Source organism: Actinomadura sp. BRA 177, assembly GCF_013372625.1.
Taxonomy (GTDB): Bacteria; Actinomycetota; Actinomycetes; order Streptosporangiales; family Streptosporangiaceae; genus Spirillospora.
Genome location: NZ_JABXFD010000213.1, coordinates 12,058 through 29,863 on the forward strand (window position 1 = coordinate 12,058; position 17,806 = coordinate 29,863).

General features: G+C 69.1%; 18 protein-coding genes and 2 pseudogenes. 7 read left to right on the top strand and 13 right to left on the bottom strand.

Annotation, left to right across the window (positions count from 1 at the left end):
• Positions 1-138: 138 nt before the first annotated feature.
• Both HUX53_RS07805 and HUX53_RS07810 read left to right on the top strand, forming a co-directional pair.
• Positions 139-678 (top strand): helix-turn-helix domain-containing protein, encoded by a 540-nt coding sequence (locus HUX53_RS07805; RefSeq protein WP_176402482.1) that lies wholly within the window; start codon positions 139-141, stop codon positions 676-678.
• A gap of 12 nt (positions 679-690) precedes the next feature.
• Positions 691-1,272 carry a PIN domain-containing protein gene (locus tag HUX53_RS07810; RefSeq protein WP_176402483.1) on the top strand — a complete coding sequence of 194 codons (582 nt, stop codon included), beginning with the start codon at positions 691-693 and terminating at the stop codon, positions 1,270-1,272.
• A gap of 131 nt (positions 1,273-1,403) precedes the next feature.
• On the opposite strand, the gene HUX53_RS07815 is transcribed toward HUX53_RS07810, so the two are convergent.
• Positions 1,404-2,732 (bottom strand): cytochrome P450, encoded by a 1,329-nt coding sequence (locus tag HUX53_RS07815; protein ID WP_309237107.1) that lies wholly within the window; start codon positions 2,730-2,732, stop codon positions 1,404-1,406.
• Positions 2,733-2,845: 113 nt separating this feature from the next.
• Between HUX53_RS07815 and HUX53_RS07820 the strand changes: the two genes are divergently transcribed.
• Positions 2,846-3,499: a TetR/AcrR family transcriptional regulator gene (locus tag HUX53_RS07820; RefSeq protein ID WP_176402484.1), complete on the top strand. Its 654-nt coding sequence runs from the start codon at positions 2,846-2,848 to the stop codon at positions 3,497-3,499.
• 55 nt (positions 3,500-3,554) lie between these two features.
• Here HUX53_RS07820 and HUX53_RS07825 read toward each other — a convergent pair whose 3' ends face one another.
• Positions 3,555-4,424: an NAD(P)H-binding protein gene (locus HUX53_RS07825; protein WP_176402485.1), complete on the bottom strand. Its 870-nt coding sequence runs from the start codon at positions 4,422-4,424 to the stop codon at positions 3,555-3,557.
• 83 nt (positions 4,425-4,507) lie between these two features.
• Between HUX53_RS07825 and HUX53_RS07830 the strand changes: the two genes are divergently transcribed.
• On the top strand, positions 4,508-5,227 hold the full coding sequence (locus HUX53_RS07830; protein ID WP_176402486.1) for a YafY family protein: 720 nt from the start codon (positions 4,508-4,510) through the stop codon (positions 5,225-5,227).
• A 71-nt stretch (positions 5,228-5,298) separates the two neighbouring features.
• Entirely contained in the window at positions 5,299-5,751 is a 453-nt protein-coding gene (locus HUX53_RS07835; RefSeq protein WP_217919190.1) for a VOC family protein, read from the top strand.
• 72 nt (positions 5,752-5,823) lie between these two features.
• Here HUX53_RS07835 and HUX53_RS42965 read toward each other — a convergent pair.
• The 7 genes and pseudogenes from HUX53_RS42965 to HUX53_RS07870 form a co-directional block, all read right to left on the bottom strand.
• Positions 5,824-6,093, bottom strand: a pseudogene (locus HUX53_RS42965) (tetratricopeptide repeat protein); the annotation flags it as partial.
• 12 nt (positions 6,094-6,105) lie between these two features.
• Positions 6,106-7,785 (bottom strand): NB-ARC domain-containing protein, encoded by a 1,680-nt coding sequence (locus tag HUX53_RS39940; RefSeq protein ID WP_217919191.1) that lies wholly within the window; start codon positions 7,783-7,785, stop codon positions 6,106-6,108.
• 290 nt (positions 7,786-8,075) lie between these two features.
• The gene (locus HUX53_RS07850; RefSeq protein ID WP_176402488.1) at positions 8,076-8,945 is read right to left on the bottom strand and encodes an LLM class F420-dependent oxidoreductase; all 870 of its coding nucleotides are present in this window, start codon (positions 8,943-8,945) and stop codon (positions 8,076-8,078) included.
• Positions 8,942-9,472, bottom strand: a complete 531-nt coding sequence (locus HUX53_RS07855) for a nuclear transport factor 2 family protein (protein WP_176402489.1) — start codon at positions 9,470-9,472, stop codon at positions 8,942-8,944. Before HUX53_RS07855 ends, HUX53_RS07850 begins: the two co-directional genes overlap by 4 nt.
• A 126-nt stretch (positions 9,473-9,598) precedes the next feature.
• Entirely contained in the window at positions 9,599-10,372 is a 774-nt protein-coding gene (locus tag HUX53_RS07860) for an ABC transporter permease (protein ID WP_176402490.1), read from the bottom strand.
• On the bottom strand, positions 10,369-11,307 hold the full coding sequence (locus HUX53_RS07865) for an ATP-binding cassette domain-containing protein (RefSeq protein WP_176402491.1): 939 nt from the start codon (positions 11,305-11,307) through the stop codon (positions 10,369-10,371). Before HUX53_RS07865 ends, HUX53_RS07860 begins: the two co-directional genes overlap by 4 nt.
• An 11-nt stretch (positions 11,308-11,318) precedes the next feature.
• On the bottom strand, positions 11,319-11,981 hold the full coding sequence (locus HUX53_RS07870; protein WP_176402492.1) for a DUF4097 family beta strand repeat-containing protein: 663 nt from the start codon (positions 11,979-11,981) through the stop codon (positions 11,319-11,321).
• 217 nt (positions 11,982-12,198) lie between these two features.
• Here HUX53_RS07870 and HUX53_RS07875 point away from each other — a divergent pair, with 217 nt between their 5' ends.
• Both HUX53_RS07875 and HUX53_RS07880 read left to right on the top strand, forming a co-directional pair.
• Positions 12,199-12,924, top strand: coding sequence for a GbsR/MarR family transcriptional regulator (locus HUX53_RS07875; RefSeq protein ID WP_176402493.1), 726 nt, complete (start codon positions 12,199-12,201; stop codon positions 12,922-12,924).
• Between the two features lie 3 nt (positions 12,925-12,927).
• Positions 12,928-13,470 carry a YciI family protein gene (locus HUX53_RS07880; RefSeq protein ID WP_176402494.1) on the top strand — a complete coding sequence of 181 codons (543 nt, stop codon included), beginning with the start codon at positions 12,928-12,930 and terminating at the stop codon, positions 13,468-13,470.
• Between the two features lie 229 nt (positions 13,471-13,699).
• On the opposite strand, the gene HUX53_RS07885 is transcribed toward HUX53_RS07880, so the two are convergent.
• The 4 genes and pseudogenes from HUX53_RS07885 to HUX53_RS39945 form a co-directional block, all read right to left on the bottom strand.
• On the bottom strand, positions 13,700-14,704 hold the full coding sequence (locus HUX53_RS07885; RefSeq protein WP_176402495.1) for a hypothetical protein: 1,005 nt from the start codon (positions 14,702-14,704) through the stop codon (positions 13,700-13,702).
• Positions 14,705-14,776: 72 nt separating this feature from the next.
• Positions 14,777-15,700 carry a Rieske (2Fe-2S) protein gene (locus HUX53_RS07890; RefSeq protein WP_176402496.1) on the bottom strand — a complete coding sequence of 308 codons (924 nt, stop codon included), beginning with the start codon at positions 15,698-15,700 and terminating at the stop codon, positions 14,777-14,779.
• 95 nt (positions 15,701-15,795) lie between these two features.
• Complete coding sequence (locus HUX53_RS07895; protein ID WP_176402497.1) at positions 15,796-17,604, bottom strand: tetratricopeptide repeat protein; 1,809 nt, start codon at positions 17,602-17,604, stop codon at positions 15,796-15,798.
• Between the two features lie 6 nt (positions 17,605-17,610).
• Positions 17,611-17,806 (bottom strand): annotated as a pseudogene (locus HUX53_RS39945) (ISAs1 family transposase); the annotation flags it as partial.

The following is a 17,806-nucleotide window of genomic DNA, read 5'->3' on the forward strand; positions in this document are numbered from 1 at the left end:
CCGCCCTCCGCGGCTTCGGCCGACTCTCCGGGGCAGGTCATGGCAGCGACGCACCGATCCGATCGTCTTGCCGGGACGCCCTTGGGTGCACTAGCCGCAAGAAACGAAATGGGTTATGTTATCTGCGGAGGAGGAACCATGGAGGCAACCGCTCTGCAGCAAGAGACATACCTGCCGGACGCGGTCACGGAAGGGCAACTCGCCCAAGTCCATGACTTCATCAAGGCGCACGAGCAGGCGGGCCGAGGCCGGCTTGAACCGCGCTACTTCCTCGCAGGGGCCGCTCCAGGAGAGCGGATCGAGTTGCCGGCTGAGCTCCATCGCGTCCTCAAGCAGGTCGTGGACGCGCTCCGCCAGGGCCTCGCCGTCACGGTGGCGCCCTCGACGCAGGCTCTGACGACCCAGCAGGCCGCCGACCTTCTCGGGATCAGCCGACCCACGATGATCAAGCTTCTCGACGAGGGCCGGCTTCCCTACGAAAGAGTGGGCACGCATCGCAGGATCCTGCTGCACGACCTGCTCGCGTACAGGGACCTGCGCCGGGCCGCGCAATACGCCGCGCTCGAAGCCACGGCCATCGACATCGAGGATGAGGAAGACCTGGATGCCGCGCTGAAGCAGCTCCGCGAAGCGCGCCGTACCGTCGGAAAACGCCGCCGCCAGAACCCAGCACACTGACAGGATGGGGGCGTGTTCACCGCCCTTTTAGACACCTGTGTCCTGTGGCCCAGCCTGCAGCGAGATTTCCTGCTCTCCCTGGCGATCGAGGCAACATACCGGCCAGTGTGGAGTTCGGCGATCCTCGAAGAACTCGAAGAGCACGAAGCCCGCAAGCTGATCAATAAAGGTGAACACGTCCCGCAAGCACGCGCACGCGCGCATCGCTTGATCAACCAGATGCGTTCGGCGTTCGACGATGCCGAGACTCAAGGCTGGGAGGGTCTGGAAGGCGCCTACGGCCTTCCGGACCCCGATGACGAGCACGTCGTCGCCGCGGCGGTGGTCGCGGGCGCCGAGGTGATCGTCACGCACAACATGAAGGACTTCCCGCCGGACAAGCTTCCCCTCGGCCTTGCGACGATCCTCCCGGCCGAGTTCGCCGCCAACACCGTGGCATTGCATCCCCTGAGAGCACTCGCCGCAGTGGAAGCCATCGTCGAACGCTCCGGCCGGAAAGCGCACAAGCGAACCCATGAATTGGTGTTCGCGGCCCTTGCCGAGCGATACGGCATGATCGATGCCGTTGAGATCATGCGGCAAGCCTGCAAATAGTCGGCGTCGGTCGCGCTACCAGGTGAAGGCAGCGCCAGTTCGGTCCAGCGACCACGGCCGGTGTGGGCGGGAACCGGTCAGACGGCCCGTCGTCGCGTCGGTCGGTCCGTGCCTGCCGGTCGTTGAGGGAATCAGGCCGAGGCGCGGGGGCGGGGGGTGGGTGGGGTGAAGGTGCAGGGGAGGCGTTTGTAGCCGTTGATGAAGCCGGACATGAGGCGGTCGGGGTCGCCGGCGGTGATGTCGGGCAGGCGGGTGAACAACTCGCGGAACATCACGGTGATCTCGCGGCGGGCCAGGTTGGCGCCCAGGCAGAAGTGCGGGCCGGGGCCGCCGAAGCCGACGTGCGGGTTCGGTGAGCGCAGGATGTCGAAGCGGTCGGGGTCGGTGAAGACCGCCTCGTCGCGGTTGGCGGACCAGTAGAACAACGTCACCCGCTCGCCCTTGCGGTAGGTGTGGCCGTTCATCTCGTAGTCGCGGGTGACGTTGCGGCGCATGAAGATGACGGGGCTGCTGTAGCGGACGATCTCCTCGACGGCCCCGGCGATGCGTCCGTCGAAGTCTTCAAGGAGCAGTTCGCGCTGGTCGGGGTGCTCGGTGAACAGTTTGAGGCCGTGCGCGATCGCGTTGCGCGTGGTCTCGTTCCCGGCGACGACGAGGAGAAGGAAGAAGGCGGCGAACTCGCGGGGGGTCAGTCGTTCGCCGTCGACGTTGGCGTTCACCAGGGCCGAGGTCAGGTCGTTGGTGGGCGTCTTCCGGCGCTCCCGTCCCAGCTTGAAGGCCAGCCGGTGCAGCCGCCAGCCCGCCGACGCGATCGTGGTCAGCATGCGGATCGTGGCGATCCGTCCCAGCTTGGGACCCCCGCTGCCGTACTCGACGGTGGCGCCCACGTACTCGGGGTCGCTGTAGCCGACGATGATGTTGGTCCAGTCGACCACCCGGCGGTGCTGCTCGACGGGAATGCCGAGCATGTCGCAGATGACCTCGACCGGCAGCCGCGCGGCGGCCTGGGACACGAAGTCGCCGCCGCCGGCCTCGATCAGCTCGTCCACGATGCGGGTGGCGCGGAGCGCGATGTCGTCCTCGGCCTTGGCGAGCATCTTCGGGCTGAACGCCCGGGACACGATCCGGCGGATCTTGGCGTGCCGCGGATCGTCCATGTCGATCATCGAGTTGAAGTACTTGTCCATCCAGCGCGGCATGTCGGCCGGGCTGGTGGCGCTGGGCTCGCTGCTGAACACCTCCGGGTTGCGGCTGGCCTCCGTCACCTCGGCATGGTGGGTCAGCGCCCACGACCCCGGGCTCTGCGGCAGGAACGGCAGCTTGGGCAGGGTGTTGAACGTCGGCCCCGGCCGGGCGCGCAGCATCGCGAACGCCTCCGCCCGCTCCTTCAGCGGACGGACCCAGAACCGCAGATCGCTCAGATCGATGTCCGCCGCCTGTCGGGGGGTCTCCGTGGCCACCGGACCTCACGCTCCCGTCTCCGTCGATTCTGGTGTGGTGCTTCACCAGAATTCTGGTGTCAAGCGTCCCCAGATCTGCGAGCGAAGTCAAGACATGGGGCACAATCGGGCCTGTGACGTCCGAGTCTCCGCCCGCACGGCCCTACCGCGGCGTGCCCGCCGACGAGCGCCGAGCCCGCCGCCGCGCCGAACTGCTGGCGGCCGGGCTGGAACTGCTGGGCACGCGGGGATGGGCCGCCGCGACCGTCCGGAAGGTGTGCGCCGAGGCCGGGCTCAACGACCGCTACTTCTACGAGAGCTTCCCGGACCGGGACGCCCTGCTACTGGCGATCATCGACGACCAGGTCGCCCAGGGCACCGACGTGATCCTCACCGCCGCCCGCGAGGCGCCCCGCGACCCGCAGGCCCGCACCCGCGCCGTGGTGACCGCGATCCTCGACTTCCTGACCGGCGACCCGCGCCGCGCCCACATCCTCACCCACGCCTTCCCGGCCTCGCCCCTGCTCCAGCGGCGCCGCATCGAGATCATCCGGACGATGGCCGCGATCTTCGCCGCCCAGACCCACGAAACCTTGGACCAGGTCCTCCTCCCAGACATCGACGTGGAATTGACCGGCCTGGCCCTCACCGCCGGCCTCTGGGAACTCTTCACCACCTGGTTCCGAGGCGACCTGGAAATCGACCGCGACCACTTGATCGACTACACCGTCGCCTTGGTCCTCACCACTACCGAACTACCGACCTCCCTCCACCACCACCTCCGCTAGCACTCGACGGCGCGATGCACGGTCGTGGGCCGCCCGCCGTTGGTGGACGCTGGCGTCAGAGGGCTGAGACGAACTCGTCGCGGAGCCATCCGCGCAGCTGCGTGGGCGTCGTGGTGATGACGGAGCGGCCCTGCTCTGGGACGAAGCCGTCCCGCAGCCCTGTCGACATGCCGAGCACGGCGTCCGCCACCACAGGCGGCATCCCGAGTTGGAGGTACTGCGCGCGCATGCGCTCGTCGGGGATCTGCTCGACGCGTACTTCGTGTCCGAGTTCTTCGGTGAGGATCGAGGCGACCTGCGCCCACGACAGGTCCTCGGGGCCGTGCACGGCCTGGACGCGGCGTCCAGTCCACCCGGGGCTGAGCAGGGTGAGTGCGGCCACCTCGGCGATGTCTCGCGGGGCGACCCAGCTCATCGGGCTGTCGATCGGCTGCACGGTCCGCAGATGACCGGCCTTCACCGACTCGACGTCGTAGAGCAGGTTGGTGAAGAAGTAGCCGCACCGCAGGTGCGTGACGTCCACGTCGAGGCGGTCGAGCGCGACCTCGGTGGCGGCGAGGCCGTCGATCTCACCGGCGCCGTGACGCTTCTCGGCGCCGACGCTGCTCTGGAAGACCACCCGCCCGATGCGGTTTCTCTCGACTGCCGCGGTAATGGCCGCTGTCGCACGAGCGTAGTCCGCGAGCGGGTCCGCCGACTCGGGGGGCGGGTCCACCCAGTAGACGGCATCGACGCCGGCGGTCGCAGCGACCACCTGGTCCAGCTCGCGCGAGTCGGCCTCCACGATGTCGACGTGCGCGGCCAGGCCGGCGGGGATGTTCTTCGGGTGACGGGCCAGCAGCAGTGGTCTGGCGCCGGCCCGGATGAGCATCGACGTCAGGTGGTGGCCCACATGGCCTTGGGGTGTCGTGACAGCGATTCGCACGGGGCTCCTTCCTCGGGTCCGTCCTGCCACGCTAGAAAGGAATGCGGCCGGATCCTGGCCGCATCTTGGTCGATCATGGATCGATGGAGTCACCGTCGACACGCTCGCTGCAGCTGCTGGCTCTGCTCCAGTCCGGCCGGGAGTGGACCGTCCGCGAGCTGGCCGTCCATCTGCGGGTCAGCGAACGGACCGTGCGCCGGGACGCGATGCGCCTTCGCGACCTCGGGTACGACCTGCACTCTCGTCCCGGACCCGGCGGCGCCTACCAGCTGCGGCCGAGCATGAAGATCCCACCGCTGCTACTCAGTCCGGACGAGGTCTCGACCATCATCACGAGCCTGCTCGTCCTTGAGGCGTGGACGCCTGACGACACGTCCGCCGCTGCCGCCCGAGCCAAACTTGAACAGGTGCTCCCACCCAGCCTGCGCCAACGAGCGGCAGCAACGGCCCTCTCCACGCAGATCCTGATCAAGACGCCTGCGCCCGTCGACTGGGAGCTCATCGGCAAGCTCGCCGACGCCGTCGCAACCGGCGCTCATCTCCACTTCACCTACACCGACCAGAACGGCCGCGAATCACGCCGAACGGTCGAGCCCTACCGGCACATCCTTCGCCGGCAGCACTGGTACCTCATCGGCTACGACCTCGATCGCAACGGCTGGCGCCTGTTCCGACTCGACCGGGTCGAGGCGCCTACAACAATCCCCGGCCCGCACCAGCTTCACGAGTTCCCGTTCAACTCAATCGAGCACTGGCTCACGAGCAACTTCGGCGCGAACAACGTCCCCGCGCCGTACAACTAGCGTCCGCCGCCTGACCGGCGTCCCCTCACACGTCGGACGAGGCAGCGGCATCCCGACGTCCCTCTAGGCTCATGACAGTGCGGCTCGACCTGATCACGATCGTCGTGGACGACTACGACGAAGCCATCGAGTACTTCACCGGCGTCCTGGGGTTCGACCTGGTCGAAGACTCGCCGTCGCGCACCAACGACGGCCGTCCCAAACGGTGGGTCGTCGTCCGACCGCCAGGCGCCCAGACCGGAATCCTGCTCGCCCGCGCGGACGGCCAACGCCAAACCGCCGCCATCGGAAACCAGGTCGCCGGCCGCGTCGGCTTCTTCCTGCGTGTGGACGACTTCGACGCCTCCTACGAACGCATGACGACGTCCGGCGTCGATTTCGTCACCCATCCGCGCACCGAGCCCTACGGGCGGGTCGCCGTATTCCGCGACATCGCCGGCAACCACTGGGACCTACTCGGCCCCCTCCCGGGTTACCCAGCTCCGTCACATGACCGTAGGCGCCACTCCCCACCAACCCGCTGACAGCGCCACCGCCCGCAACACCACACCAGACAGACGGTGGTGTCACCCAACCAACAGTGACCGACTGCCCGGTCACCGCGACCTCGCAGCTTCGAGGTTGCCACGCACGATCTGAGTCGTCGGATGCTCATCGCCCAACACCCGCTCACAGTCAGCCAGCGTCCGCTCGTACAAGGAAATCGCCCGACCCAGGTCCCCGGCCACCTGATACGCCTGGGCGAGGCTGTTGCGAGAAGCCAGGGTGTCAGGGTGGTCACTACCCAGCAGCCGCTCCCGATCAGCCAGCGTCCGCTCGTACAAGGAAATCGCCCGACCCAGATCCCCGAACAGCAGATAAGCGGAGGCGAGGCTGTTCTAACTGGTCAGCAGCAGGCTGGTCCAGGGACCATAGGCGACGGTGAGTAGGTGGGCACCCAGTGCGTCCATGTGCGGCATCAGTTGTTGCCCCCCGGACCACCCAACTGGATCGGCGATGTCGGCGAGGTCGGCGGGGACGGTCCGGTACATCAACTGGTTGGCTGTTTGTAAGGAAGCGGTGATGGCCTCGGGTTGGCGGTGTGGATCAGCGCCACCGGGTTCGCCGTGGTCATCGGGGGTGCGGGCGACGGCCTGGACCAGACGGTGCACGGTGACGGTGTCGGGGGTGAGGGTGATCATGTTGTAGGCGGCGAGCTTGCCCAGGGCGGCTTGCAGCAGCGGCGGCGCGGCGCTCTCCTCCCATCCCTTCAGCTCGTTCAGACCGTCCAGCAGGGCGCGGGGAACGGCTTCGGGTGCGTACCAGGCCAGGATCCGCAGCAGGTCACCGGCCAGCGGGGTGCCGGTGGTGAGCCGGTCCAGGGTGATCCGCCAGATCCGCGCGATCGTCCGTGCATCACTGCCCTCGGCGGTCTGGTCGTACACCGCCGTCGGCGAGGCCGCGAGCAGTTGCAGGTACTGGCGCGGGGACAGCTGGTTCTGGTGCAAGTAGGCGGCGGCCTGCTCGACCGCCAGCGGCAGGAAACCCAACTCGGCCACCAACTCGGCCGAGCCGTCCAGAACGGCGCCGTTCGTCCCATTGGGGGCCGCGATCTGGGTGAGCAGGTCGATTGCCTGCTCTTCAGTGAGGACGTCCAGCCGCAGCACCTTGGCCCCGAACCGGTGCCAGCCCTGCCCGAGTCGGCTGGTGACCAGCACCCGGCCCCGCATCGTGCGGTCCATCAGCGGCGCGATGTGCGCAGGATCGTTGACGTTGTCCAGCACTACTAGCCAGCCTTCGTGGCAGCCCAGCCAGGCCAGTCCTCGTTCGGCCAACGCTTCTACATCCAGCGCCGTCTTCAGCTCCGGTTGCAACGCGGCAGCCAGCCCGGCGAGTCCGGCCTGCACAGCCTCGGCGGTGTCGGCAGTGATCCACCACACCGGGTGGAACACCGTCTCATCGGGTCCGGCCCGCTCCTCGGTGGCGGCCTGAACAGCGTGGACGGCGGCGTAGCGAGCAGCCAGGGTGGACTTGCCCACCCCGCCCAGGCCATGCACAGCGGCCACCACCACCCCGCCCGGCGCCCGCAACGCCGTATCCAGCTCCTCCAACTCGTCGCCACGGCCCACGAACACGTGCTGGTGCCCCGGCACGTTCACCAGCCCAGGTGGCGCCTCCACCTCGGCGACCGGCCAGACGACGTCGTCGGGCAGCACCGTCTGCCGCTCGATCGTCCGCTGATCGATGTGCTGGTCACGGCCGGCCTGATACACATTGCCGTGCCCGGACGCCGTGCCCTTCATCTGAATGTTGATGGCGCCGTCGCCCGTGGACACCATGCCCTCGTGCGTCGCCTGCTGGCCAATATGCACCGACCGCTCACCACCCGCAGGCTGGTCACGGCGCACCAGGATCATCCCGTAGACCGCCAGCAGCAGCCCGGCGATCCCGACCACCGCGCCGATCACTCCAACGGTGTCGCCCCAGTGGAACCCCTGCACCGCGAAGTACACGATCAGGCCCACCACTGAGGCAACCGCGGTGAGCCCGCCTGCCCAAATCAGCACACGCCCCGTCACGCCGCCATCATCGACCCGTCGCCCCCGTCGCGACAGGTCGTCGTCCGCATACGCCCGCAACCGGACACTCGGATGCCGAACCCAACGTCCGCCACGGCTCCGGCTTCTACCTCACCACCTCCGCGGCGAATGCGCCTGGGCCGACTGCAAGCCGGAAGCGCCTGCCGCGCCGCGACAGCGGGCGCAAGGCCGCCGAGCTGCTCGACCGCTTCGACCTGGTCGACGCGGCCCGCAAGCCCGCCTCCGCCTACTCCGGTCCCTCGGGAGTCGGAACGGCTTGGCGGGACGGCTTACGGCTCGATGTCGAGGGCGGCGGTTTTTGCGAAGGCCTCCAGTTGCTCCAGGTAGTGCGGGAGGGAGTTGTGGCGGACGGTCAGATTGATGTGGGTTGCGCCTGCCTGCTCGGCCGTGGCGATGATGTCGGTCACCCGGGCGGGGTCGGAGATGGGGTCCAGGCGTTCGCCGGGGGTGAAGAGGACGTTGAAGTCGTCCGGTAGGTCGTGGCGGTCGAGCATCTCGCGCATCAGTTCTGGGGTGGGGCCTCGGAACGACTGCGGGGCTGGGGCCCAGCCGTCGCCTAGCGTTACCGCGCGGCGCAGGGCGCGTTCGCTGTGGCCGCCGATCCACATCGGGACCTTGGGTTGGACGGCGTGCGGGTCGATCACCATGTCCTGGAACGAGAAGTACGGCCCCTCGTACGACACCTGACGTCCGGACAGGGCGGCGCGTAGGGCCTTCAGGGCGTCGTCGGCGCGTGGGCCCCGGTCCTCGAAGGGGACGTCCAGGAGGTCGAATTCCTCCTTCAGGTTTCCGACGCCGAATCCGAGGATCAGTCGGCCGCCGCTCAGGTGGTCGAGCGTCCCGTACCGCTTGGCGATCTCCAGCGGGTGGTAGAAGGGCAGGACCAGGACGTAGGGGAGGAAGCGGAGCCGGCGCGTCCGGCCGGCCAGGAAGGAGAACGTGGCCAGGGGGTCGTAGAAGCGCTCGCCGCGGTGCAGGCCGGGCGGGACGGCCACATGGTCGCCGCAGGTCATGAACTCGTAGCCGAGGCGATCGGCCGTCTCCGCGACCTGGACCAGCTCGGCGGTTCCCGCTTCGGCCTCCCACTCCGGGCGTTTCCCCGAGAGCGCCACGATCGGCGAGCTGATGCCTACTTTCACGCGCCTGCCTCCGTTTTCCGCAATTTCCGCTGGAGCCGGTACAGCGGGTCGTCGCCGTCCCTGCTGCCGGACGGCCCCGCGGCCTCCTTGGGCATCAGGCGGCCGGCATCGGACCTCGTCCACTCCCGGACGGCCCATCGCTCGGCGATCGCCCACCGGCCGTCCCGCCAGGTCATGTGGTCGACGAACCGCACGCCGCTGGTGAAGTTGGCCCGGGGGTTGTCGGCGGGCTCTCCCCAGTGGACCGACGTCCCGTACGTCTCGCTGATCGCCGTGTCGCCGTGCAGTTCGACCAGGTGGTTCGCGACGATGTGCATCGTCCCGCCGCGCCTGGCGCGCAGCTTGGGCTCGATCCACGCGATGTACTCGTCCAGCGTCCCGTCGAAGCCGGTGTGATGGTCGACGGCGTCCGGGTGGTACGCCGACCGGACGAGCTCGAAGTCCAGCCGGTCGATCCCTCGGCAGTACCGCAGGACGACCTCGTGGATGTCCCGTCGGTCAGACCACTCGTTCCGCTGAGCCTCCATGACCGTTGAGCGTCCTGCACCCGCTCTCCGTCCACCGCAGGAATCCCGCTCTCCGGGACGTCGGCCGCCCCGCTGCTTCCGCTTGGCGAAGGGCCGTCCGACCTGGTGGTCTGACGGCCCGTTCGCTCAGGCCTTGTTAAACGTGTTCTTGGCCCAGAGGTAGGAGACGGCGGCAATGCCGGCGCACCAGACGGTGGCAATGGCGGCGCTGTAGCCTATCGGGGTGCCCAGGAGGAGGCCGCGAATGGTTTCCATGATGGGAGTGAATGGCTGGTATTCGGCGAACCAGCGGAGGGCGGTGGGCATGGAGTCGGTGGGGACGAAGCCGCTGCCCAGGAAAGGCAGCAAGATCAGGGGCATCGGGGCATTGCTGGCGGCTTCGGGGGTTGGGGATTTGAGGCCTAGGGCCACTGAGAGCCAGGTGATGGCCACGGCGAACAGCGTGAGGAGACCTATTACCGCCAGCCATTCGAGGGCGGTGGCGTTCGGGCGGAAGCCGATCGCCAGCGCTATACCGATCAGGACGGCCATGCCGAGGAGCTGCTGGACGACGCTGGCGACGACATGGCCGGTGAGGACGGACGCCCGGGAGATCCGCATGGTGCGGAAACGGGCGATGATGCCCTCGGTCATGTCGGTGGCGACCATGACGGCGGTTCCGGTCGCGGCGGTCGCGGCCGCCATGAGCAGGATGCCGGGGACGACGTAGTTGACGTAGGTGTCGCGGCCGCCGCCGAGTCCGCCGCCGAGGGTTCCGCCGAGGACGTAGACGAACAGCAGCAGGATGATGACCGGCGTGACGATCAGCTGCACGGTCATGGGCGGGTAGCGGAGCAGCCGCTTGAGCTGCCGCCGGACCATGGTGGACGAGTCGCGCATGGCGAGGGTGAGGGTGCTCATCGGGTGGCCTCCTTCTGCCGGCCGGTGAGGGTGAGGAAGACGTCGTCGAGGTCGGGGGTGTGGACGCTCATCTCGGCGATGTCGATCGAGCGTTCGTCCAGGAGGGTGAGCAGTTCGCGGATCGCGCGGACGCCGCCGTCGCTCGGCACCTGCAGGGTGAGCGCCTCCGGGTCGGCGATTCCGGTGTCGAGGACGTGGCGTGCCGCGTCCAGCAGGTGGGGGTCGGCGAAGGTCAGCTCGATGTGGCCGCCGGGGATGCGCCGTTTGAGTTCTTCGGCGGTGCCTTCGGCGATCAGCCGCCCGTGGTCGAGGAGGGCGATGCGGTCGGCGAGTTCGTCGGCCTCCTCCAGGTACTGGGTAGTCAGGAAGATCGTTACGCCGCCGGCGACCAGCTCGCGGACGATGCCCCACATGGCGCGGCGGCTGCGCGGGTCGAGGCCGGTGGTCGGCTCGTCCAGGAAGATCAGCCGGGGGTCGCCGACCAGGGTCATCGCCAGGTCGAGGCGGCGCCGCATGCCGCCGGAGTAGGCGGAGGCGGGCTTGCGCGCCGCGTCCACCAGGTCGAAGCGGTCGAGCAGTTCGGCGGCCTTGCGCCTGCCGTCGCGGCGGGGCAGGTGCTTGAGGTCGGCCATGAGGAGCAGGTTCTCCTCGCCGGTGAGCAGCTTGTCGACGGCCGAGTACTGGCCGGTGACGCCGATCGCGCCGCGCACGTCGTCCGGGCTGCGGGCCAGGTCATGCCCGGCGACCTGGACGGTGCCGCCATCTGCCGGGATCAGGGTGGAGAGTATTTGGACGGTGGTCGTCTTGCCTGCGCCGTTCGGGCCCAGTAGAGAGAAGACCGTTCCTTCGGGGACGGCCAGGTCGACGCCGTCGAGGACGACCTTGTCGCCGTAGGACTTGCGCAGCCCGTCCGCTGCGATGGCCAAGGTGGTCATGATGCTGCTCCTCAGAGGCTGCGGGCGACGATGTCGCCGTGGGCGGTGGTGGCGTGGACGTCGAGTTGAGCGGCGCCATCGTTCTTGAGCGCGTTGTGGATCCGGCCGTGGGTGGTGCCGGCGTCCAGGGAGGCCGACACCCCGGCCGCGGCACCGACCGTGATCTCGCCGGCCTGCGTGCGCAGCACGACCGTGCCGCGCACGGCCTCGGCGATGCTGATGTCGCCCTTGTCCGTGCTGATCTCGGCGGGACCGTTGAGGCGGCCGACCGAAACGTCGCCGGCGGCGGTGGCGAGCCGGGCACTCGCCGCCTCGTCGATCTTGATCGAGCCGTGCGCGCCCTCGAAGGCGACGTCGCCCAACCGTCCGACGGCCCGGAGTTCGGCGCCGGGCGCCTTCGCCTCGACCGTCGAACCGGCGGGCAGTTGGACTGTGACCTCGATGGACCCGGACGGGCCGAGGAACTGGTTCTTCGACGTGACCTCGATGCGCAGGACGCCGTCGGCGTGCTCGACCCTGGTCTGCTCCGCGACCTTCACGTCGCGGCCCTTCGAGGCGTCGGCGGGCCGGACCTCGACCGTGGTGTCGGCCCGGTCGGCGGCGATGACCTGGACGCGTCCCGCGGGGATGTTCAGGACGGCGGTGATCGGGGCGGGGGTGTCGAACGTCTGCATCGTGCGCTCCTGCGGCTCGTTGTTTCGAACTCTGGAAACGCTACGTTGCGTTTCAAGATTCGACAACATGCTTGTTGCATAAATTCTCTGCCTTCGCAGGTCATTGCAGCAATATCGTTGCAATAGGCTTCGATTTAACGCAACGCCAGTCGCGCCGAACGTTGCAATGGGCTGCGAGTGAACGCTATGCTGGCGGCCACGACGAAGGAGGTCGGCGATGCCGGGAGGCAGGCTCACCCAGCCGGAACGTCAGCAGATCGCGCTGGGGCTGGCCGACGGCCTCGCCTACGCGGAGATCGCCAGACGCCTCGACCGTCCGACCTCGACGATCACGCGTGAGGTGATGCGGAACGGCGGCCCCACCGCCTACCGCTCCGACCTGGCCCATCGCGCCACCGAACGCCGCGCCCACCGGCGCAGGCAGGCCGCGCCCCGGGGTGGGGAGGCGTCCCCGCAGCCGCACGGACGCAACGCCGAGGCCGTCCGCGAGTACGCGGAGACGTTCACCACCGTCCTCATGGCCTCGGGCGTGCCGAAGATGATGGCCCGGGTGCTGACCTCCCTCTCGCTCAGCGACGCGGGCAGCCTCACCGCGTCCGAACTCGCCCGGAACCTCCAGGTCAGCCCGGCGTCCATCTCCAAGGCGATCACCTTCCTGGAGAGCCAGGGCCTCGTCCGCCGGGAACGCGAGGAGGGCCGCCGCGAGCGCTACGTCGTGGACGACGACGTCTGGTACCAGTCGATGATCGCCAGCGCCCGGTCCCTCGCCCAGATCGTCGAGACCGCGAGGGAGGGCGTCGACGTCCTCGGCCGCGACACCCCGGCCGCCGCCCGCCTGGAGAACGTCGCCCGCTTCCTCGACTTCGTCACCGAGAGCACCATCCGCGCCGCGGAACAGGCCCGCGAGATCCTCCACACGAAACCCGAAACGACCTCACAATGAGGCATGGAGTTCTTCGTCTACCACCGTGACCGGCCCGGCTCGCTCGACCTGCGCCACCAGCTGGTCGAGGCGCACTGGTCGTACATGGACCGGTACGCCGCGAAGATGATCGCGCGCGGGCCGACGTTCGCGGACGGCGGCGAAACGCTCACCGGCAGCGTCCACATCCTCGACCTGCCCGACCCAGCGGCCGCCCGCGCGTTCGCGTTCGACGAGCCCAACTACCAGGCCGGTGCGTACCGGGACGTTCTGCTGCGCCGCTGGCACAACCTGCTCGGCCGCACGATGTGGGACTTCCCCGGCGAAAACGGCGACCGGTTCCTGGTTCTGGGGCTCGGGACGGGGCCGGGCTCCGACCTCGACGTGCCGTCCGGGCGGGACGACCTCATCGCGTACGGGCCGCTGCTGTCCGACGACGGCGCCACCTGGCTCGGGACGGCCGCACTGGTTCAGGCAGCCGGCCCGGACGCCGCGCGAACCGTCCTGACGCCGGACCGGTACGCCGCCATCGAAATCCACGAATGGGAGTTCGGCGGCCGCCGATGACCGGGTGCCGGACGCGGACGGCCGACCCGTTGCGACGGCCCGGCCGACGTCCGTCCCGCCGACCGAGCCGCCCGGCGCCGCCCCCGCCGTCCCGCCGGTCTTGCCGGCCGCGGCCGTGTGCTGCCGCGACCGGCGGTCCCATGGTCAACGTAGTAAGTACTACGCACAATGAACATGGCCCTGGGACGCCTGTCCGCAGCTGGCCACGGCACCCCGCCGATCAGTCGCGCTACAGGTGAAGGCTGAATTCCAGCTCGGCCGGCGGCGTGCCATTCCACGGCATCCGTCCACGCCAGAGCGCCTTTGCGGGATCACTGCTGAGCGGCACCGACCAGACGCAGTCGTCGATCGAGAACTCCACGGCGATCCGCCCGTCCTCAATCGCCCGCGACCAATGCAACTCGATGTCGAGTTTCCCGTCGTCCCCAGCGGTCAGCACCAGTTGCGGCGCGGGTTCCCCATACTCAGCCACATCGAAGACGACCCGCCGATCGGCATCCGACACGACCGGCTCGGACAGGGCGAAAACCAGTTCCAGCGCGACCCTCGCAAAGAAGGACCACCGCTCAACACCGTCCGGCGTCGAATCGTGCACGGAATCGGGGTCCACCACCGCGCGCATGAGCAGCCCCTGCACCAATGCGGTGAGGCTGACGGCGAGATCGTCGACCGTCCATTCAGGACGCATGCGTCGGCCGAGGGCCTCGAACACGTGCGCGTACGTGGGCACGAGATCGCGGTCGACCTCGTCGTACAGGGCTCGCAGGTAGTCCCCGGCCTCGCCCCGCGCCCTGGCGGTGCCCTCGTCCTCCACGTCCGACCGCGAGGCGGCGAAAGCCCACAGCGCGATCTCCAACCGGGCCATCGGGTCCGCCATCAGCGCCTCGAAGTTCGCGTTCGCGGCACCGCGCACGACCTCGGCCAACCGCACGTCCGGCCCCTGCGCCTGCAGGACGGCGGCAATCTCCTGCTCAACCGCGCGCCGGCTGTGGACCCGCTCCTGCCTGATCCACCCGAGCAGTGCCGTGCGGTACGCGTCCTGCGTCGGCCAGATGTTGAAGAACGCCCCGGTGGTCCGCCCCGCCCGCGCCGCGATCGCCGTCGCCTTCAGCTGGCTGAGCACGTCCCCGACGGGGTTGTCGGCCAGCAGCTCCGCACCGGCCCGCAGCAGGGCCTCCGTGGTGGCGGCACGCGCCGCTTCGAGTTTCCCGCCGGTCCGGCGGCGACGAGTCACGAACCGGATGCTACTTCACGATCACGCCTCCGCCCGGGGCCGGCCGGCAAGGCTCAGCCCCGGGCGCGGCCGTCAGGGCATACGGGTGAGGACGCGGCGGTTCGCACGGCGGGGATGCGCCTCGTCCGACCCCTTCGGGAGGCCGGCCGGCGCGATGCGCACCTCGATGCGGCCGCCGTGGATCCGCGTCTCGTAACAGGGCTGCGGCGTGCTCGCCGGGCCGCGCACGATGCCGCCGTCGGCGAACCGGAAGGTGCTGCCATGCCACGGGCACGTGACACAGCCGCGCTCGAACGTCCCGTCACCGAGCGGGCCGCCCATGTGGCTGCAGGTCGCGGCCAGCGCGTACACCATGCCGTCCATCTTGTGGAGCAGGACCTGGACGCCGCCCGCGTCGACCACGCGGTGATCGCCCTCGGCCAGCGCGTCCTCGGCCAGCGTCGGCGTCCACTCGTCCGGGCCTTCCTGCCAGGCGGTGCGGTTGACGTTGACGCCCTTGACGAACGACAGGTGCCCGCCGAGGTAGGCGCTCACGCCCAGCACCCCGAACCCGACGAAGCCCAGGATCTTGCCCCTGCTCCGATTGCCTTGGGCGCGCGCGATGAGCGACGCCACGTACAGCGACAGCGCCGCGGTGTTGGCGGTGGCGTGGACCATCCCGACCCGCCTGTCCCCGTCCAGGGTGTCCGACCAGTCGTTCAACCCGGTCAGGGCGGTGGGCACGGCCGACGCCACACCGGTCATCACGAGCATGTCAGACGCGGTCTCGACCTCGCGTCCCCCCACGGCGTCCAGCAGGGTGGACATGGTCCACGCACCCACCGTCACGTCCGTGAGCGCCGGGTGCAGCGGATGCCCGAGATTCGTCCCGCTGAGCACATTCCGGACGATCCGTGGCTTCACCACCCGCTGAACCACCTTGCTCAACGGCTTGGCGGCCTTGTCGAGCGCCTCCACCCGCTCCAGCCGACGCACCATCCTCTGCGGCATGCTCATCCGGCCTCCCCCAAGGTGACATCACTAGTCCGCCCCACCCTTACCCCCCACCACCCCCCAAAACCCGACTTGCCGCCCCTCGCCCGAAACCCCTGTCATTCCGTCGACGGGCCCTCGCCGAGCCGATCCGCGCGGAGCATGATCTCTTCGGCCTGGCTGTGCCGGCCAAGTTGGCTCAGTACGCCGGCGAGCTTCCTGAGCGACTGGCCGAGCGCCTCCCGGTGACGCGGCCCGCCGGCAAGCCGTTCCCGAATACCGACCGCGCGGCCTGCCGCTTCCAGAGCCTCCAGCGGACGGCCGCAGACCTGCAGATAGCCGCAGAGGTCGTCCAGCAGTTCGGCAAGTTCGGGCAGGTGAGGGCTCTGGTCGTCGGCCTGGATCGGCTCAAGGAGTCCGATGCCGCGACGGGCCAGCCGCACGGCCTCCGCGGGCCGGCCGAGTTGGAAGCGGCACCAGGCGAGCCTGTCGAGGACGAACGCGTGCAGGGCGGCGGGCTCCCCCATGTCCTGGCACATGGCCTCGGCCCGTTCGAACACCTGGGCGGCGGCGTCGAACCGGGCGAGCCCGATCAGGGAGCCGCCCAGGTCAGCGAGGGCTTCGGCCAGCTCAACGCCGCGCCCACCGCCGGCTTCGATGACGTCCGCGCGCAACTTGGCGGCTTCGGCGGCGAAGTCGAACCTGCCGATCGCCGTGAGGTGGTCGGCGGTCGTCCGCAGCATGCGCAGCAGATCTGCCTGGAACGGCTCCGGATCGTCCGAATACAGGTCGTACAGGACCGAAGCCGCCCTGTTGGACGTGGTGGCCGCTTCTTCCCGTTCGCCCAGTGCGCTGTGGTATCCGGCGAGATTGCCCAGCACGGCGGCGAGTTCCGGACGGAGCCGAGGCTCGGCCTCCACCAGAGACTCATAGATGGCGACCGCCTCGTAAGCGGTGTCACGGGCCGCCGGCAGCCGTCCCAACTGTTGAAGGCGTACCGACAGGGAGTTCAGTGCGTTCGCCCTGTCGGAACTGCCGGGGTCGTACTGCTCAGCGGCCCGCTGAGCGGCGGCCGCCGCCTCCTCGACGCGGTCCAGCACACCCAGCCGGTTGCCGAGGTTCTGCCAGGCCCCCGCCAGGCCGTGCGAATGGCGCTCAGCATCCTGCTCCGCCAGTTCCTGCCACAGGTCCAGGGCCGCCCGGCTCGCCTTCTCCGCGTCCTCGTGCAATCCGGCGCCGGCGAGGCTGCTGCCCAGGTGCCCGAGGGCCTTGGCCATGAATACCGGGTCGGGCGCCGTCCCGGCGATCTGGACGCCGAGCTCGGCTGTGCGAAGCGCGGCTTCGTCCCGTCCGCAGCGCGACTGCAACTCGGCCAGCCAGCCGAGCGTGTCGGCGTACGGGGCCGTCCATTCGGGATCTGTCGCGGCGAGCTGCTCACACAATGACGCGGCATGCGCGACTACCTCGGCCGCCTGCGAGATCCAGCCGCACCCGGCCAGCAAATGGGAAAGGTGGTGAAGCTCCGGCGCCAGCCGCGCGGGATCGTCGGCGTTCGGGACCGCTGCGAGGTAGGCGTCTTTGGCCGCCAACAGGTCACCATGTTCAACGAGGCGCTGCCCATGGGACCGCTGGACCAGTGGACGGATCCAAGTGTCGTCGATTTCCATTTCATCGGCGATTAGAACCGCCTCCGCCGCCGCGCCCAGGGCCTCCTGATGATGGCCGGTGGCAGCCAGCGGTTCGGACAACTGCGCCAGCGCCGGCGCCAGCAGCCCCGAATATGAGGCATCCTCAGCGGCCAGCACGCGGAACGCGCCGACGGCTTCTGCCCCCGCTTCCCGGGCCATTTCGTGGCGGTCCAAATCCATGAGGACGTTCATCCGCTCGACCGCCAGCAGGGCGAGGTGATGCAGCCAGGGACCCGGCAAAGTCGTTTATGCGATTTGAAGCAGGGTGATGGTGCGTTGTGGGTCGCGGGCGTGGTGCCGGTTGGCGGCGGCGATGTTGTCGTGTCCGTCGAGGCGGAGCAGGCTGATCGCGAGGCTGCGTAGCGTGGCCATCACGCGGGGCGCGTTCCCGGTTCTGACCAGCGATTTGTCCTCTTGGTAGGTGACGTCCCGGACCCAGTGG

Coding starts and splice junctions, on each gene's coding strand:
- HUX53_RS07865 (WP_176402491.1), bottom strand. CDS start 11,307: ATGACCACCTTGGCCATCGCAGCGGACGGGCTGCGCAAGTCCTACGGC.
- HUX53_RS07880 (WP_176402494.1), top strand. CDS start 12,928: ATGGAGTTCTTCGTCTACCACCGTGACCGGCCCGGCTCGCTCGACCTG.
- HUX53_RS07870 (WP_176402492.1), bottom strand. CDS start 11,981: ATGCAGACGTTCGACACCCCCGCCCCGATCACCGCCGTCCTGAACATC.
- HUX53_RS07805 (WP_176402482.1), top strand. CDS start 139: ATGGAGGCAACCGCTCTGCAGCAAGAGACATACCTGCCGGACGCGGTC.
- HUX53_RS07875 (WP_176402493.1), top strand. CDS start 12,199: ATGCCGGGAGGCAGGCTCACCCAGCCGGAACGTCAGCAGATCGCGCTG.
- HUX53_RS07890 (WP_176402496.1), bottom strand. CDS start 15,700: ATGAGCATGCCGCAGAGGATGGTGCGTCGGCTGGAGCGGGTGGAGGCG.
- HUX53_RS07830 (WP_176402486.1), top strand. CDS start 4,508: ATGGAGTCACCGTCGACACGCTCGCTGCAGCTGCTGGCTCTGCTCCAG.
- HUX53_RS07855 (WP_176402489.1), bottom strand. CDS start 9,472: ATGGAGGCTCAGCGGAACGAGTGGTCTGACCGACGGGACATCCACGAG.
- HUX53_RS07860 (WP_176402490.1), bottom strand. CDS start 10,372: ATGAGCACCCTCACCCTCGCCATGCGCGACTCGTCCACCATGGTCCGG.
- HUX53_RS07835 (WP_217919190.1), top strand. CDS start 5,299: ATGACAGTGCGGCTCGACCTGATCACGATCGTCGTGGACGACTACGAC.